Source organism: Ampullimonas aquatilis (assembly GCF_049675895.1).
In the GTDB taxonomy this organism is placed as follows: Bacteria; Pseudomonadota; Gammaproteobacteria; order Burkholderiales; family Burkholderiaceae_D; genus Ampullimonas; species Ampullimonas aquatilis.
The window spans coordinates 2,813,905-2,830,292 of record NZ_CP183834.1; the positions used below are offsets into that span (position 1 = coordinate 2,813,905).

Below are 16,388 nucleotides of genomic sequence, written 5' to 3' on the forward strand. Positions count from 1 at the left end.
ACCATTGTCATGCACGCGGATGATGACGAGCATGCAAGGCCTTGAGACGTGTGGTAGCAACATGGGTATAAATCTGGGTGGTCGAAATATCGGCATGGCCCAGCAGCATCTGCACTGCCCGCAGATCGGCACCATGATTCAGCAAATGGGTGGCAAAAGCATGCCGCAACACATGCGGCGACAAAGGCGTATGGATATCGGCCTTGCGTGCATAGCGTTTGATGATGTACCAGAATGCCTGGCGTGTCATGCCTGCGCCGCGCTGGGTAATAAACAGCGTATCGCTTTGACTCAGTTCTGCATGATGCCCCATTAGCTCGGTTCTGGCTTCGAGCAGATAACGCTCGATCCACTGACCTGCCATTTCGCCAAACGGCAACAAGCGCTCCTTATTGCCCTTGCCAACGACTTTCATGGCATGCTCAGTAAGACTGATTTCCACAGCACGCAGGTCAACCAGCTCCGAGACGCGCAAACCACTGGCGTACATCAGTTCGAGCATGGCTCGATCACGAATCCCCAGTGCCGTATTCGTATCCGGGGCAGCCAACAGACTTTCTACCTGCGCTTCGGATAGAGCATGAGGAATCTGCCGTTGCTGCTTGGCGCTGACCAGCCGCACACAAGGATCTTGCTCAATCTTGTTATGCAGCTTGGCCCACACATAGAATCGTTTGAAAACGGTAGTACGTCGATTCGATGACGTCGCCTTGCCGCGTTTAGGGACATCATCGGTAACGGCATCAACAACCTCTGGCGATTCAGATTTTTTTCGACCGGGCTTTGGCACATGCGAGAGTTTATGCGCCAAATAGGCTTCAATCTGGTCATGACGCGCTTGCAACAGTGTCGTCTTCTTTTCAGCCAGCCACTCGGCCAACAGATTCAGATCACTCCGATAGGCATCTAATGAATTTTTAGATAAACCATGTTCCAGCCACAACTGGCTGACAAACTGATCAATCTCTTGCAAGCTGGCTTCAAGCAAAATGTCCGTTTTCATTCAACCTCCGGTCTTTGCTGCAAAGCCCATTGCACATGCTCGACCACCACCAAATCGGGATGACTTTCATGGGCCGTCAATGCTGCATGCAATGCCATGGCAAGTGGATCATTTTCCGGCAAGGTGCGCAATGCATTACCCAGGGCCACCGCAATATTGCGTAACCAGCGAAGATGCCCAATCCTTAAGATGGGGCTACCGGCCATGCGTTCTTTAAACTGTGCTTCGGTCCAGCTAAACAGCCTTATCAGGTCAGTGCTATCTAATTCGTGGCGCACCGCAAAGTCTGGCAAAGGACTAACTTGCGCAAACTTGTTCCAGGGGCAGATCAACTGGCAATCATCGCAGCCATAAATATGATTGCCCAGCAAAGGGCGCAGCGCCAGAGGAATGCTGCCGTCATGCTCAATGGTCAGATACGAAATACAACGTCGTGCATCCAGCTCATAAGGCGCAACAATGGCTTTGGTTGGACAGATGTCGATACAGCGTTGGCAACTGCCGCAATGCTGGCCATTGCTTGCAGCCGCAGCTTCATTAACTTGCGGTATCTCGGCCAATGGCAGATTGGTGAGCAACTCACCCAAGAAAAAGAAGGAACCCGCCTCCCGCGTCAACAGCAAGGTATGCTTGCCACGCCAACCCAATTGCGCTTGCGCGGCCAGCGCCACCTCCATGATGGGTGCCGAATCCGTCACGGCTCGTGCCTGAAAAGGCGGTTCACTTTCAAACACCTGCTCTGACAGCCAATGATTGATCCGGTCGGCCAACTTTTGCAAACGTTGGCGCAGTACCTTGTGATAATCGCGCCCCCGGGCATAGACTGAAACAACCGCCTGCGATGGGTCCAGCATACGCCCCCATTCTTTTTGCCGCCAATCCGTCGATACGGATGAAGCCGACGCCTGCTCGGTATGATCATGTTGAGCGTTTTGACTGATAAAAGTTGTAGCAGGCAAATAATTCATCCGCACAGAAATCACACTCAATGCACCCGGCATCAGTTTGTCAGGATTGCTGCGTAAATCGGCATGCCGCGCCAGATAATCCATCTCACCGGCATAACCCTTGGCCAGCCATTGCTCATAGAACGCATGGTCGGCCAGCGGCGCCACTGCTTGAACGCGTAGGTCATCAAAACCCAACTCCTCCGCCCAAGCATACAGATGCCCCCGCAAAATCGACCAATCCACGGGTGATTTGACGGCCAGCGGCAGTTCCCCCCTACAATCTGGTGCTTGCTTTGTCAGTTTCACACTTTTGCCATTTCTCTATGACGCCTATGCCTTTTCAGTTTGGCCCATCGGTTCTGCCCGATCACTTTGCCGATCACGTTGCATTACCTTGCTCCGTCAAATACACCATGCGCAACGAAGCACAGACGCAATGGCTGGCCGAACAACTGGCCCTGGCCATGACTGCGCATTGGCAATCAGCCATTTTACCGGGCATGGCACCGATTCGAATCTATCTTTCTGGTGATCTGGGCGCAGGCAAAACCACCTTTGCACGTGCATTTTTACGCACTTTGGGCGTGTCTGGACGTATCAAAAGTCCCACTTATGCGATTTTGGAGCCCTATGAACTGGAACTTCAAGCCAAATCTCGCTTAAACTTATATCACTTTGATTTTTATAGGTTTGGCTCAGCATCTGAATGGGAGGATGCCGGGTTTCGCGAGCTGTTTGATGAGTCTGCCATCATTTTGGCAGAATGGCCGGAAAAAGTGGCGCGCGCCTTACCTTCGCCCGACCTCTGGCTAGTTCTAGAAAACGACGAAAATGCTGATGTCCGACACCTTTCTGCCTACTGTGCAGCCAATTTTGATGCCACGACCAATACGTGGCTGACATCATGGCTAAACACGCTCCAGGCACCTTCTACCAAAGACTGATCCAACGCTTATCAAGCTGGAGCCAAGCGGCCGACCTGTCGCAGCCAAACCTGTTTGGACGCTTTCATAAAAAACCGACTCAGGTACTGACACCTCAACACTCACTTATCAGCTGTTTTCGTGCGGCGCGCTTTAGTCAGCGCAAACAAGCCGGTTTTGTCCCAAAACGTCGTCATTTACTCGAAGCCATTGGCGGCTTGGCACTCACGCTGGGGCTACCTGAAATCAGTTATGGTGCTGGCATTGTGGCAGTCCGTGTCTGGCCAGCCAAGGATTACACCCGCGTCACGCTGGAATCGGACGGAGCCTTGCAATATAGCCATCAGTTGGTCGATTCGCCACCGCGCCTGGTAGTGGATATTACCGGCCTGCAACTGAGCCCCACGCTCAAGGAGCTGGTATCAAAAATTCGTACCGATGATCCCTATGTGCGTCAGGTACGGGTCGGGCAATTTCAGCCCGGTGTGGTCAGGCTGGTGTTTGATCTTAAAACTCATGTCAAACCGCAGGTATTTGAACAAGCACCGATCGGCCAATACCGTAACCGGCTACTCTTTGATCTTTATCCTGAAGTGGATAACGATCCCCTACTGGGTTTTCTGGAAGATCAGGAACGCCGTGAAAAAGAGGGTAATCCAAAGTCACTCAATACGCCGCAAGGCAAGTCGATTGACAAGCTGGACAAGGAGATCGCCAATAGTGCGGGCAATCGCAACGAGACCAATCGCGATGGCAATGCCAACAACACCACGCGCATGATCACCATTGCGCTTGACCCTGGCCACGGCGGTGAGGATCCAGGCGCTGTGGGTAAAGCCGGTAGTTATGAAAAAAATGTGGTGCTCTCGATTGCCCGTCGACTTAAGCAAAAAATCGAATTGGAACCCAATATGCGCGTTGCCTTGACACGCGACGCCGATTACTTTGTACCCTTGGGTTCACGGGTACAAAAAGCACGACGGTTGCAGGCCGATCTGTTTGTTTCGATTCATGCCGACGCGTTTGTGGATGCCAATGCCCGCGGCTCGTCGGTATTTGCGCTCAGTGAAAGCGGTGCGTCGTCGTCATCGGCGCGCTGGCTGGCCAAAAAGGAAAATTCTGCCGACTTGATTGGTGGAGTGAATCTATCAGGTCAGGATCGCCATGTCGCCGAAGTATTGCTCGACTTATCCACCACCGCACAAATCAATGAAAGCCTGAAGATCGGCCGCTCGGTACTCAATTCCATCGGCAACCTCAATACCCTGCACAGCAAGGGCGTGGAACAGGCCAGTTTTGCGGTGCTCAAGGCACCCGATATTCCCAGCATCCTGATTGAAACCGCGTTCATTTCCAACCCCGCCGAAGAAGCCAAACTCAACGACGAGGATTATCAGGATCAACTCGCCGAAGCGATTATTCACGGCATTCGTCGCTACTTCAGCAAAAACCCGCCACCTGCTAAAAATCGCGCCATATAGGAATACTCACGAGGTGTATATTAAAATATAGCCTTGTACAGTGCATTAATAAATGATCTGTTTTTATACACCCATATAGTATATTTAATTACCAAACTGCCATAATCATGCTGCTGACTTCATTGAGAGTCCATTGGACCAAAAAAATGTAACAGTGATTCACAGTGTCAGCGCAATTGGCGCAAGCTTCGTTATACAAACATGGCTTGCCTGATGCAGCCGCTTGCTGGAGATCAACATGAACAAGAAAATCCTCATTACCTTGCTGACCCCGCTGACCCTGTGGGGTAGTGTCACCGCACATGCCAATGACCAAGTACTCGGTGCCATTGTGGGTGCTGGCGCTGGTGCATTGATTGGCCGCAATGTCGGTGGCCCGAATGGCGCAGTGGTCGGTGGTGCATTAGGGGCTGCCGTCGGTGCCTCAGCCACGCGTCCCTATTATGGCGGTGGTTACAACAACAGTTACAGTGCTGGCTACGTCAATGGTGGTTACTATCCACCCCCACCCCGTCCGGTTTATGTGATGCCGCCTGAGCCGGTCTATTACCAACCTGCGCCACGCATTGTGTACCCGGCTCCGATGTATATGGCACCCCCGCCACCACCGGTATATGTGGTTCCGGCACCCGGCTATTACTATGGCCGCCCACATTACGGGCATCATCGCGGCTGGTAAGCCACTCAAGCATGCATTAGCTTCAAACTCAAGGGTACGCAAGTGCCCTTTTGTTTTGGTGCCTGTGCCAAATATCAAATCCTAATATTGAATCCAGAGAGCTTGGTTACAACTTAATTGTTAATGGCCCTCTATTTTGTCATCCATCCACTCCCCCCACCGTTATTGGCTTAACGCAGCGCATTGTGCGGCTGGCGTGAAGGAGATAAGAAATGAAAAAACGGATTGTCTTGGGTTTATTGGTACCGATGGCTTTGGCGGCAACGGTACCCGCCATGGCCAATGATCAACTGATTGGCGCATTGCTAGGCGCAGGTGCCGGTGTACTGATTGGCCGCAATATGGGCGGACAAGATGGCGCGGTGGTAGGTGGTGCATTGGGAGCAGCCGTAGGCGCTTCGGTCACTCGCACCCATTATGAAGGTGGCCGTGGCGGCTATGAAGGCCGGACTGGCTACGAAGGTCGTGGTGGCTATGAGAATCGTGGTGGTTACTATCCGCAACAACGTCCGGTATATCGCGAGGTGCCGCAAGTGTATTATCAACCCGCGCCACGCGTTATTTATCCCGCACCCCAAATTGTGTACAGCCAGCCACAACCGGTCTACTACGATAACGATCAAGGCTATCGTTATCAATATCGTCCCGAATATCGGGATGGTTATGGCGAACGTGAACATTGCGAGCCACACCGCCATCGCTATGACTGGTAAAACTTCAAGTCATTAAGCTGATACCGCTCAGGCACCTACGGGTGCCTGAACTTTTTATAGCACCGGTTGACAGCATATCGACTGGCACTGCTAAGATGATGCCATTGCTCAGGAGAAGATAATGAAATGGGAAGGCGATCGGGAAAGTGACAATATTGAAGACCGGCGTGATATGGATAGCGGCGGCGGTGGGGGCGGATTACCTTTTGGTGGTGGTCGCTCAATTGGTTTAGGTACCGTTGCCATTGCGCTGGTAGCCTCGCTGGTATTTGGGGTCAATCCCCTATCCGTCCTCAATATGCTGGCAGGCGGTGGCGGTGATGCGGCGGTACAAAGTGCTCCCGATGCTCGCTATGAACAGGCTCCATCTGAAGTCCATGACACCATGGCCAAATTTGTCGCAGTGGTTTTGGCCGATACCGAAGACACCTGGCAAGCCATTTTCAAAAGCCAGGGCAAGCAGTATCAAAACCCCAAACTGGTTTTGTTTACCGGCTCCACCCCGACTGCTTGCGGCACTGGTCAATCAGCAGCAGGTCCCTTTTATTGCCCGGCTGATCAAAAAGTGTATATTGACCTGCGTTTTTACGAGCTCATGAAACAACGTTTTCATGCACCTGGCGACTTTGCCCAAGCCTATGTCATCGCTCATGAAGTCGGCCATCATGTTCAAAATCTGCTCGGTATCAGTGGCAAGGTAGACGCCATGCGCCGTCGCGTCAGCGAAACCGAATACAACGCCTTGTCGGTTCGCCTGGAATTACAGGCTGATTGCCTGGCGGGCGTATGGGCCAATCACACTCAAGAAACCAAGCAATTTCTTGAACAGGGTGACATTGAGGAAGCACTCAATGCAGCCACCGCCATTGGCGACGACACCCTGCAAAAGCAATCGCAAGGTTATGCTGTACCTGAAACCTTTACACATGGCTCTTCTGCGCAGCGAGTCCGCTGGTTTAAGCAAGGCATGGACTCCGGCGATATGAATCAATGTAACACCTTTCAAAGCAAGCAACTCTAAGCCACTGTTTTTAAATAACTTTGATTTAGAATAAGCCAATTCTTACACACGCAAAAGAATTTGTGCATTGCAAAATAATTTGAAGAAGCGTAAGGTGAAGCCATGATTTGACATGGCAACCAGGTGACCATCATGGTCTTACGGCAACACCCTCACGCAATCCGAACTTTGTCTGCGCAATCTGCCAGCGTGACTTGTGTCACCGTGACTTACGGTGAGCGCTGGCACTACCTGCAGCAGGTTTTACAAGCGCTGGTGCAACATCACGACAATCTTGATCACATCATCGTGGTCAACAATGGCAGTTCCCAAGCCATTGACGATCTGATTGAACAACACTTTCCTGGTCAGGCCATCACCACCATTAACCTGGCGAGCAATACTGGTTCAGCTGGCGGTTTTCATATTGGCATGGAGGCGGCCTATCGCGATCAGTCAGACTATATCTGGTTGCTGGATGACGATACTGTCCCTCAGGCTCACGCCCTGCAATATTTGCTCGACCACTGTCTGGCGCAAGATCATCCAGATCAACATGCCGCATTTTGTGATCGACCTGATTTAAGTGATCCCAGCCATACGTCATCACCCCAGGCGGCCAGCTGGCAAACCGACAGCTTTCTGGGCTTTGATATTTTTGATCGCTTGGGACGCCTGCAAAACCGCATCAGACAAAAACTCAGCGGCCGAGATAAGCCGCATGCAATTCCAGCAATCAGCCAGATCCAAATCGAGCCTACCGCGTTTACTGCTGATAAAAAGGCGATCAAGGCAGACTATGCCCCATACGGCGGCTTGCTCTTTCCGCGTCGTTGGATTGAGCGAATCGGTTTACCGAATATTGCGCTGCATACCTATGAGGATGATATCGATTTCACCTTACGTATGACCGACCTGGGTAAGCAAATCTGGTTGGTGCCTCAAGCCCGGTTGAGTGATCTGGAAACCGACTGGAATCGACAAACTTACCGGCTGCGCCAATGGCTGATGCAAGGTGTCGACTTGGGTCGTCTGTACTATGTGGTACGCAATCGAAGTTGGCTCGAACAGAAACGTCAACACTATCCATTACGGCACTTGGCCAATCAGTGGTTTTATCTGACCTATCTGGCCATGCTTGGTTTGTTTAAGGAACACCATCCCATCATCATGGGGCGTCGCTTGAAGTTGATTCACAGTGCCATCCAGGATGCCCGCCATAATCGTATGGGCGCACGTCATGAATTGCTTAGTCAGGCAGATGTCATGGGACTTAGCCAACATCAGGATCAATCAAAGTCATCAAGCTCGCGTTACCACCTGCCGCAGCAGTATTAATGGTGACAACACGCTCATGCATGAGTTGATAGAGCGGATAGTGGCTTGGCGGTTTGATTGAATTTGCAATATCTGGATGAGTCGTGGCGTGTTTCATTGGCGTCACCAGGGCCAACAAATCACCACTGCGCAGAATAGCAATATCTGCCAGTACCTTTTGCAGCTTCAGCAAATCAGCACCTTGATGCGCCGACATGATAGCGGCTGGATTTTCTTTCAGAATGATCGTTGATAAATCCAGCCAGCCATCACCGGCAACAAACTGGACTGGTAATCCCGCAGGTGCGGGAGCGGATCGTAATAAGGTTTTCAATCCTTCAGGAATGAAGGCTTGATTGCATGTCGCCAAGACCGCCAACAACTGCTGATTGAGATCAGCCAAATCCGGCCCAAGACATAAAATTTTGCTACGTGGATGCAGGTGATATCGATTACTTTCTCCAGTTGGCCCTGCCAATAACTCGCCGTCACTCAATGGCAACATCGGATGTTGCGTCAGCAAGCGATACAGATACAAGGGTCCACCGGCTTTTGGGCCGGTGCCAGATAAACCTTCACCGCCAAAAGGTTGCACACCCACCACGGCGCCGGTCATGCTTCGGTTGATATATAAATTTCCAACTTGTGCCGTTGCTTCAACTAATTGACAAGTGCTTTCCAAGCGACTCTGCAAGCCCATCGTCAGGCCATAGTCAAGCCGATTGATATCCCTGAGCAGCTTTGGCAAGGTACTGCGAGCAAAGCGCAGCACATGCAATACCGGACCAAAAACCTCCTGCTTGAGTAGGCTCAAATCATCTACTTCAATCAACGTTGGTAAAAGATGGCTTGCTGAATTGCTGGCAGATTCATCCAAATAACCTGCCTGAACTACCCGGCAACCGGCTTCTTTCATGTGCTCAATGTGTACTTGAATCGAGTCGCAGGCACTGCTATCAATTAATGGTCCGATATCCGTTGCCAGCAGTGCAGGATCGCCCACCTGCAACTGTGCCATTGCACCTTCGAGCAGATCAATGATTGGCTTAGCCACCTCCTCCTGCAAAGCCAGAATGCGTGCCGAAGAGCAGCGCTGACCGGCACTATCAAACGCACTCATCATTGCATCAGCCACAACCTGCTCGGCCAAGGCCGAGGCATCCACCAGCATGGCATTCTGTCCGCCGGTTTCAGCGATCAACATGACGGGCTGACCACGACAATCCAATCGTTGCGCCAAGGATTGCTGAATCAAACTAGCCACCTGGGTTGAGCCTGTAAAAAGTACCCCCTGCACTCGCGCATCGGCCACCAGGCATGCCCCCACCGTCTCACCAGCGCCGCATAATAACTGTACGACATCGGAAGGAAAACCAACCTCATGGAGCAAGGCGATGATCTGTTGCGCAATCCGTGGCGTTTGCTCTGCTGGCTTGGCAAGCACTGTATTGCCTGCAGCCAAGGCCGCACTGACTTGCCCAAGCAGAATACTCAATGGAAAATTCCATGGACTGATGCACAGCACCAGCCCGCGAGGGATATGGGTAGCACCATCCCATTGCCGAATTTGAGCGGCGTAATAACGCAAAAAATCAATCGCCTCTCGTACCTCACCTACGGCATTGGGCAAGGTCTTGTGCGCCTCAAAAACCAATAGGGCAACAAACTGTTGCCAGCGCGACTGTAATCGCTCTGCAGCACACAACAGCAATTGTGCACGTTGGCTCGCTGTCTGTTGACGCCAGTCACTTGCAGCATGCTGCCCTTTGCGCAAAGCATCATCAATAGTTGATTGACTGACCTCTTCGACCAGAACTGCTTCAGATTGAAGGCGCATCAATTCATTTTTTAAATGAAGGCTTAACCCTTCACATTGACGTGCATTGGAGAAATCAAAACCAGCTGCATTGACTCTTGCCTGACCATAAAGTTGACTCGGCAAAGGTATGGCGGGATGCGGATGTCCCTGGCTGGCATAGGTCAGCTCGATTGGGTCTTGCAGCAAACCATCCAACGATAAAGTGCTATCTGACAGTTGATTGACAAACGAAGTGTTCGCCCCGTTTTCCAATAACCTTCTGACCAGATAGGCCAACAAGGTCTCATGCGATCCAACGGGCGCATAAATACGGCAATGACGTTTGAGATGAGCGTTGCCGACCACCTGGCTGTATAAAGCTTCCCCCATGCCATGCAAGCATTGAAATTCATATTGCCCATCCGACTGATAATCTGGAAAAGCCTGCTCTGCCATCTGATAGACCATGGCCAGCGTGAGTGCATTGTGGGTCGCAAACTCGGCGTAAATTTGCTTTGGTGCTGCCAATAATTTCTGGGCACAAACCAGGTAGCTGACATCGGTATGTGCCTTGCGCGTGAACACCGGGTAATCCACCTGGCCCTCCTGCTGGGTGCGCTTGATCTCGGCATCCCAATAAGCCCCTTTGACCAGGCGGATCATCAGGCGATGCTCGGTACGAGTGGCCAAATCAATCAACCGGTCAATCACATAGGGCGCGCGTTTTTGATAAGCCTGTACAACAAAGCCAATACCTTGCCAGCCTTGCAGACCTGGCGCTTCACACAAGGCTTTGAGTAGACATAGTGATAATTCCAGGCGTTCTGATTCTTCGGCATCGATATGCAAACCGATTTCATATTCACGCGCCAATTCAGCCAGGGACAGAAGCCTGGGCCATAACTCGCTCATGACACGTACTTGCTGCGAGGGCTGGTAACGCGGATGCAGGGCAGACAGCTTGATGGAGATACCAGCCGATCGATACACACCCTGACCTTGATGTTTGCGGCCGATGGCATGAATGGCCTCAGTATAAGCAGCCGTATAACGATCGGCATCCGGCGCCGTCATGGCGGCTTCACCCAGCATATCAAAAGAATAGGAGAAACCTTGCTGCTCCCAATGACTGGCATGCTGCAAGGCATCGTCAATGGTCTGGCCAGCGACAAACTGCTTGCCCAACAGTTTGATGGCATGTTCCACGGCCTGCCGAATCAGGGATTCACCACCGAGCTGCACCAGCTTGCTGCCAATGATCAGCCCCCAGGTGGCTGCCTGCATGGTCAAGGAAGTGGCATGACCGACGTGTTCAATCCAGTTGCCCTGCAATAGCTGGTCATGAATCAGCGCGTCGCGGGTGGGCTTATCAGGAATGCGCAACAGGGCTTCAGCCAAACTCATCAAGGCTTTGCCCTCCTGACTGGACAGGGCAAACTCTTGCATCAGCGCCTGCACCAGACTATCGCCCTGTTGCTGCTGATGCCGTCTTAAATTGGTGACGATTTCTCGGGAAAGCGCATTGGCCGCTTCGGCCCGATGTTGATCATGCCGCCAACTGCGTAATAAATCGTGCACACAGTCAGCCTCGGCACGCCGATGTGCGTTACTGATGGCAAGCAGCAAGGCAGCAGTCACTTTGGCCTCCAAGGTAAGATGCTTTATCCTATCGTAAATACCGACTTAAATCCAAGCCACGCATCATCACCTTATCGGAAACACAGCTTGTTTGATTTCATCACCAACTTCTTGCAAACATCGTGCCGCTGGCTCATGGCCAGTTTGCTGCTGCCTGTATGCTGCTGGGCACAGACTCTGGAAATCATTGAGCTAAAACATCGCCCTGCCAATGAAATCATGCCGATTGCAGCACAGCTCCTGCCACCGGGCAGCACCGTCACGGGCAATGGTTTTACCCTTTTTGTGCGTACCACGCCCAGCAGTCTGGCTGATTTACGTCGAGTGATTGCCAATCTGGATGTACAACAAAAACGCCTGCTGATTTCAGTACAACAAGGCGGCGCGATTGAGTCGGACCGTCAATCCCTGCAAGGCCGCGGTGTAGTCAGCTCACAGGGCAGCTCGGTGGAGCTGCGTGGCAATAGTCGCACCCTGTCGAGCAATCAGGGTGTTTCCCAGCAGGTACAGGTCATGGAAGGTGGTGTTGCCTATATTGCCAACCATAGCGCCCGCCTGATCAGCCAGCCCAATGTCGCCATCGTCAATGGCGGTGCCTATTACAACGAGACGGTCGTCCCCCAACAGGCCAGTACAGGGTTTTATGTACGGCCACGCGTCAATGGCGACAATGTGGTGCTGGAAATCTCGACGCAGCGAGAAGCCTTTACCAACCAAAATCAGGTCAATGGCATGCAAACCAATTCGGTTGTCAGTGGCCGCCTGGGCGAATGGATTGAGCTGGGTGGTGTCGACGAATCAGCCAGTTACAGTGGCCGCGGCATCGCCTCGACCACCAGCTCCAGTCAGGCGGGAAGCAGCAGTGTGCGGGTTCGCGTCGATGTAAATTGAAAAACCTGGACGATAAAATGTGCCTCGCCAGGCCGCCAAGCGCCAATCTGCACGGGCTTTTTGCCAAAAACCGCAGCCACCGGCCCTTTCAAGGCATCGCTCAGGTGCATCAATAAAGGGGCTTGTAAGACACCTTTTCACTGTCAAAACTGTCTATTTATTTCAACAATCACCAGCCAACAATGGCTATCAACCACCACTTAGTCCAATAAATTTGCCTTTCCTGCTAACTCACAGGACAATCGTCGTTTTGCAGTCCCTATAACTCTAATCACATGCGCGTCGCTCTCTCTCCTTCTTCTGCTTTACGTCGCAAATTATTTGGAACACTCAGCGCCATCTGCGCTGCTGGATTACTGCCAACCACGGTTCAAGCCAATTCGGTGTATGAACAAAGCGGCACTTATTCAGTCAACGTGATTGATCAGGTTTGGCGCGATACCTCGCGCAATCGTGACGTCCCGATTAAATTGCGGATTCCACAGAGTGAGCGCAAATTACCCGTCATCCTCTTCTCGCACGGCTTGGGTGGCTCCACCAATAGCGGCAAATTATGGGGCGAACATTGGGCCAGTCACGGCTATATTGTGATTCATGTTCAACACAAGGGTAGCGATGAATCCGTCTGGCAGGGCAAGCCCGGATTGGATGCCGCCATGAGCATGAAATCAGCCGCCAATCCCATGCAGCTGATTGAACGCACCCGTGATATCAAGTTTATCCTCGATAGCCTCACCAAACGTGTTGCCACACCTGGTGACCATCCTTTGCAATATGCTGATCTAGCGCATATTGGCATGGCAGGTCACTCCTTTGGCGCCATTACCACCCAGGCAATCGCTGGTCAACAAATGGGGCCGTTTGGTAATCGCGCAGCAGATGCTCGAATTGGCGCTGCGATTGCTTTTTCGCCTTCCCCCTCTTTTCGCAATACCGGCGGCAATCCCTTTGCAAAAATTGAACGCCCGTTTTTCAGCATGACCGGTACCCTGGATGGAGAACTTCCTGGCGGCCTGGGTACGGCGGCAGTCAATCGCACTAAACCCTTTGAGATGATGCCTGCCGGCAATAAATATCTGGTGGTTTTCAAGGATGCCGACCACATGATTTTTAGTGGCCAAAACATTGAAACCACAACACGCAGCAAGCAGGCGCGCAACCCCGCCAGCATGAGTGCCGACAAACATGTGATCAAAGCAGGCAATGCGCTGAGCATCGCCTTTTGGAATGCCTATCTAAAATCGGATGAGGCCGCACGCAACTGGCTGCAAAAACAGGCTGGTGAAGTGCTCAATTACGATGATCACTTCAGCAGTAAATAAGTCAGCAACAAATAAACCCGTGCGACTCACTTTTCACATTTCCCTTACAATTCGTCTGTTGCCGTTCTGACAACGCTCAAGCTGGGGGTCCTGGCTGGCAGTAAACCACTGCCACCGGGTGAGAAATACCCTTTGAACCTGATCTAGATAATGCTAGCGCAGGGAAGCATCGAATTGAATTCGCCCGAATCAACATCGACATTGCTCCTGTGCTGCGCCCTTAGGAGTAATCAATGGCTCGCCATTTCAATAATAAAAAATCAAGTCCAGCCTTTGCTGGCAAACCCGCTGTCGGCCTGATGGCCATCAGCAGTCTGTTGGTTGCCCTACCCGCCCTGGCGCAACAGAATACGGCGACACTCTCCGAAATCAATGTCAAAAGCCAACGCGATTCGGCTTATCCCGCACAACAATCCAGCGTGGCTGGCTTTGGCGAACCAGCCATCTTGCAAACTCCTGCTGCGGTCAGCGTTATTCCTCGTGAGCTGTATGAAAATCAAGGCGCACGCATTGTGACGGAGGTCCTGATCAACGATGCCAGCGTGCAAGAAAACTATGCACCCGTTGGTTACTACCAGACCTTTGCAATCCGCGGCTATGCGCTCGATAACAAGACCGCCTATAAACTCAATGGGCTGACCATCGACAACGAATCCAGCATGCCGCTGGAAAACAAGGAACGGGTTGAAGTACTCAAGGGTGTTTCAGCTTTGCAAAGCGGTTTTAATGCACCAGGCGGCATACTCAATTACGTCACCAAACGCCCAACTGCCAATCTATATCGTTCCATTGATGTTGGCTTGAGCGAGCGTGGCAGCAGCTATATTCATGCTGATATTGGCAATCATTTTGGTGTGGATCGGCAATTTGGTTATCGCTTCAATGCGGCCCAGGAAGACCTGCGCTCTTATGTCAAAGGTGCCAATGGCAATCGCAGTTTTGCTTCAGCAGCCTTTGACTGGAAGCTCTCACCGCAAGCTTTGTTGCAGCTTGATCTCGACTACCAAAAGCTCTCGCAATTAAGCGTCCCTGCTTACCAGCTGCTTGGCGGCACGACCGTTCCGCGAGGCGTTTCACCCGACACCATGCTCAACAATCAAGCGTGGAGCAAACCAGTCCAGACCGAAACCAGCAATGTCGGCGGACGCTTTGATTACCAGCTCAACGACGACTGGCAAGCCTATATGGCCATCAATCGCAACAAGATCCTCACTGATGACAATGTCGCCTTTCCCTATGGCTGCTCCAATGGACCAAGCTATTCAGTGCAGTTTTGTGCCAATGGTGACTATGATCTTTACGACTATCGCAGCCCAGGGCAAACTCGCACCAGCTTGCAACGAATGGCCGTACTTCAAGGCAAATTGACTACCGGATTTATCAAGCACGACTTGTCCATTGCCTATTCCACACTGGATCAGCAGGAAAGTCGTGGTGCTTCGGTTTTTGACTATGTTGGCTTTAGCAATATTTATCAGCCATCTGATCAATTTCCTGCTTCGCCAAGCTCGCCGGGATTACCCGTCACACGCATCGTGCATGAACAGAAAGGTTTAGCCCTTTATGATGTAATGGCGCTCTCGCCCAGTTTCAAACTGCACCTTGGTTTAAAACATAGCAAGATTGATGAAACACACAATGACAGCACCGGCGCACTGGACAATCAATACCGTCGTTCTATCAATTCACCAACGGCTGCCATTATCTATTCGCCAACCACCCAACTAAGTTATTATGCGAGCTATTCTGAAGGTATTGAGTCTGGCGGCGTGGCACCACGCACTGCCAACAATGCCGGACAAGCATTTGATCCCGTCGTCAGCAAGCAATATGAGATTGGCGCTAAAACCCAACTCAATCAAAAACTGGCCATCAGCACCGCCTTATTCTCAATCCGTCGCCCACTGGTTTATTTGGACGGCAATAGTAATAATTACATTCAGCAAGGCGAGTCACAAAACCACGGTTTTGAAGTCTCCGCAAGCGGCAATATTTCTTCCAACCTGCGCCTTTTTTCAAGTGCGGCCTATATCCAGGCCACTCAGGAAAATACCGCCAATGCAGCCTACAATGGCAAACAACTACTCAATGTACCCAAGTTCAAATCATCGGTTTATGCCGAATACGACTTGCCACAAGTACCAAACCTCACCGTCAATGGTGCCTGGATCTACTCTGCCGCCAAGTCTGCCACACGCGATGAAAGCGTCTCAGTCCCCGGCTACCACGTCATTAACGCCGGGTTGCGCTATTTAATCAATACTGGCCAGCGACGCACCACTTTGCGTTTCAATATCCAGAATCTTTTCAACAGGTTGTACTGGAAAGATACTGGTGCCGACAGCGGCGGTGACACCTACATTCACCTGGGAGCATCGCGATTGTTCAAACTTTCGGCTCAATTTGAGTTCTAAAACCGCAATCCAATGCATCCAACTATTGACGAAATCCAAATTTCCGGCCTATAATCGCTTTCTCATTCCCTGATAGCTCAGTCGGTAGAGCGACGGACTGTTAATCCGCAGGTCCCTGGTTCGAGTCCAGGTCGGGGAGCCAATAAAATGAAGCAAAAAAGCCCGATTCACAAGATCGGGCTTTTTTGCTTCATTGCTTCATAAAACCTCTGTGTAATCCCCGAATAGCAAAATTTAGCTGTCTGAAGGTCGTATTTAA

At 51.5% G+C, this 16,388-nt stretch carries 12 protein-coding genes, 1 tRNA gene and 1 riboswitch; of the genes, 10 read left to right on the plus strand and 3 right to left on the minus strand.

The annotated features are described in order from the left end of the window. Window positions 1–7: 7 nt before the first annotated feature. Both xerD and queG read right to left on the minus strand, forming a co-directional pair. Window positions 8–1,003, minus strand: coding sequence for a site-specific tyrosine recombinase XerD (xerD, locus tag ACMYR3_RS13120; protein WP_424192384.1), 996 nt, complete (start codon window positions 1,001–1,003; stop codon window positions 8–10). Continuing rightward, window positions 1,000–2,259: a tRNA epoxyqueuosine(34) reductase QueG gene (gene queG, locus ACMYR3_RS13125; RefSeq protein WP_424192385.1), complete on the minus strand. Its 1,260-nt coding sequence runs from the start codon at window positions 2,257–2,259 to the stop codon at window positions 1,000–1,002. Before queG ends, xerD begins: the two co-directional genes overlap by 4 nt. 17 nt (window positions 2,260–2,276) lie before the next feature. On the opposite strand from queG, the gene tsaE reads away from it, so the two are divergent. From tsaE to ACMYR3_RS13155, 6 genes are all read left to right on the plus strand, one after another. After that, window positions 2,277–2,897 carry a tRNA (adenosine(37)-N6)-threonylcarbamoyltransferase complex ATPase subunit type 1 TsaE gene (tsaE, locus tag ACMYR3_RS13130; protein ID WP_424192386.1) on the plus strand — a complete coding sequence of 207 codons (621 nt, stop codon included), beginning with the start codon at window positions 2,277–2,279 and terminating at the stop codon, window positions 2,895–2,897. Further along, window positions 2,858–4,357 carry an N-acetylmuramoyl-L-alanine amidase gene (locus tag ACMYR3_RS13135; protein WP_424192387.1) on the plus strand — a complete coding sequence of 500 codons (1,500 nt, stop codon included), beginning with the start codon at window positions 2,858–2,860 and terminating at the stop codon, window positions 4,355–4,357. The genes tsaE and ACMYR3_RS13135 overlap by 40 nt, the downstream gene beginning before the upstream one ends. Before the next feature lie 238 nt (window positions 4,358–4,595). Next, window positions 4,596–5,036, plus strand: a complete 441-nt coding sequence (locus ACMYR3_RS13140) for a YMGG-like glycine zipper-containing protein (RefSeq protein ID WP_424192388.1) — start codon at window positions 4,596–4,598, stop codon at window positions 5,034–5,036. 212 nt (window positions 5,037–5,248) lie between these two features. Then, complete coding sequence (locus ACMYR3_RS13145; protein WP_424192389.1) at window positions 5,249–5,749, plus strand: YMGG-like glycine zipper-containing protein; 501 nt, start codon at window positions 5,249–5,251, stop codon at window positions 5,747–5,749. Window positions 5,750–5,870: 121 nt separating this feature from the next. After that, complete coding sequence (gene ypfJ, locus ACMYR3_RS13150; protein WP_424192390.1) at window positions 5,871–6,770, plus strand: KPN_02809 family neutral zinc metallopeptidase; 900 nt, start codon at window positions 5,871–5,873, stop codon at window positions 6,768–6,770. Between the two features lie 132 nt (window positions 6,771–6,902). Next, a complete protein-coding gene (locus ACMYR3_RS13155) occupies window positions 6,903–8,087 on the plus strand; it encodes a glycosyltransferase (protein ID WP_424192391.1) in 1,185 nt (394 codons plus the stop codon). Here the strand turns inward: ACMYR3_RS13155 and putA are convergent. Beyond that, a complete protein-coding gene (putA, locus tag ACMYR3_RS13160) occupies window positions 8,023–11,502 on the minus strand; it encodes a bifunctional proline dehydrogenase/L-glutamate gamma-semialdehyde dehydrogenase PutA (protein ID WP_424192392.1) in 3,480 nt (1,159 codons plus the stop codon). The two genes, ACMYR3_RS13155 and putA, sit on opposite strands and share 65 nt — an antisense overlap. Before the next feature lie 87 nt (window positions 11,503–11,589). Here putA and ACMYR3_RS13165 point away from each other — a divergent pair, with 87 nt between their 5' ends. The 4 genes from ACMYR3_RS13165 (at window position 11,590) to ACMYR3_RS13180 (ending at window position 16,271) form a co-directional block, all read left to right on the plus strand. Next, window positions 11,590–12,393: a hypothetical protein gene (locus ACMYR3_RS13165; protein ID WP_424192393.1), complete on the plus strand. Its 804-nt coding sequence runs from the start codon at window positions 11,590–11,592 to the stop codon at window positions 12,391–12,393. A 275-nt stretch (window positions 12,394–12,668) separates the two neighbouring features. Continuing rightward, entirely contained in the window at window positions 12,669–13,715 is a 1,047-nt protein-coding gene (locus ACMYR3_RS13170; RefSeq protein ID WP_424192394.1) for an alpha/beta hydrolase family protein, read from the plus strand. A gap of 73 nt (window positions 13,716–13,788) precedes the next feature. Further along, a riboswitch (TPP riboswitch) is annotated at window positions 13,789–13,897 on the plus strand. 51 nt (window positions 13,898–13,948) lie between these two features. Further along, window positions 13,949–16,129: a TonB-dependent siderophore receptor gene (locus tag ACMYR3_RS13175; protein ID WP_424192395.1), complete on the plus strand. Its 2,181-nt coding sequence runs from the start codon at window positions 13,949–13,951 to the stop codon at window positions 16,127–16,129. Window positions 16,130–16,195: 66 nt separating this feature from the next. Then, window positions 16,196–16,271 (plus strand) — tRNA-Asn (locus ACMYR3_RS13180). The last annotated feature ends 117 nt before the right edge of the window (window positions 16,272–16,388 follow it).

Coding starts and splice junctions, on each gene's coding strand:
- xerD (WP_424192384.1), bottom strand. CDS start 1,003: ATGAAAACGGACATTTTGCTTGAAGCCAGCTTGCAAGAGATTGATCAG.
- tsaE (WP_424192386.1), top strand. CDS start 2,277: ATGACGCCTATGCCTTTTCAGTTTGGCCCATCGGTTCTGCCCGATCAC.
- ACMYR3_RS13135 (WP_424192387.1), top strand. CDS start 2,858: ATGGCTAAACACGCTCCAGGCACCTTCTACCAAAGACTGATCCAACGC.
- ACMYR3_RS13140 (WP_424192388.1), top strand. CDS start 4,596: ATGAACAAGAAAATCCTCATTACCTTGCTGACCCCGCTGACCCTGTGG.
- ACMYR3_RS13145 (WP_424192389.1), top strand. CDS start 5,249: ATGAAAAAACGGATTGTCTTGGGTTTATTGGTACCGATGGCTTTGGCG.
- ypfJ (WP_424192390.1), top strand. CDS start 5,871: ATGAAATGGGAAGGCGATCGGGAAAGTGACAATATTGAAGACCGGCGT.
- ACMYR3_RS13155 (WP_424192391.1), top strand. CDS start 6,903: ATGGTCTTACGGCAACACCCTCACGCAATCCGAACTTTGTCTGCGCAA.
- ACMYR3_RS13170 (WP_424192394.1), top strand. CDS start 12,669: ATGCGCGTCGCTCTCTCTCCTTCTTCTGCTTTACGTCGCAAATTATTT.
- ACMYR3_RS13175 (WP_424192395.1), top strand. CDS start 13,949: ATGGCTCGCCATTTCAATAATAAAAAATCAAGTCCAGCCTTTGCTGGC.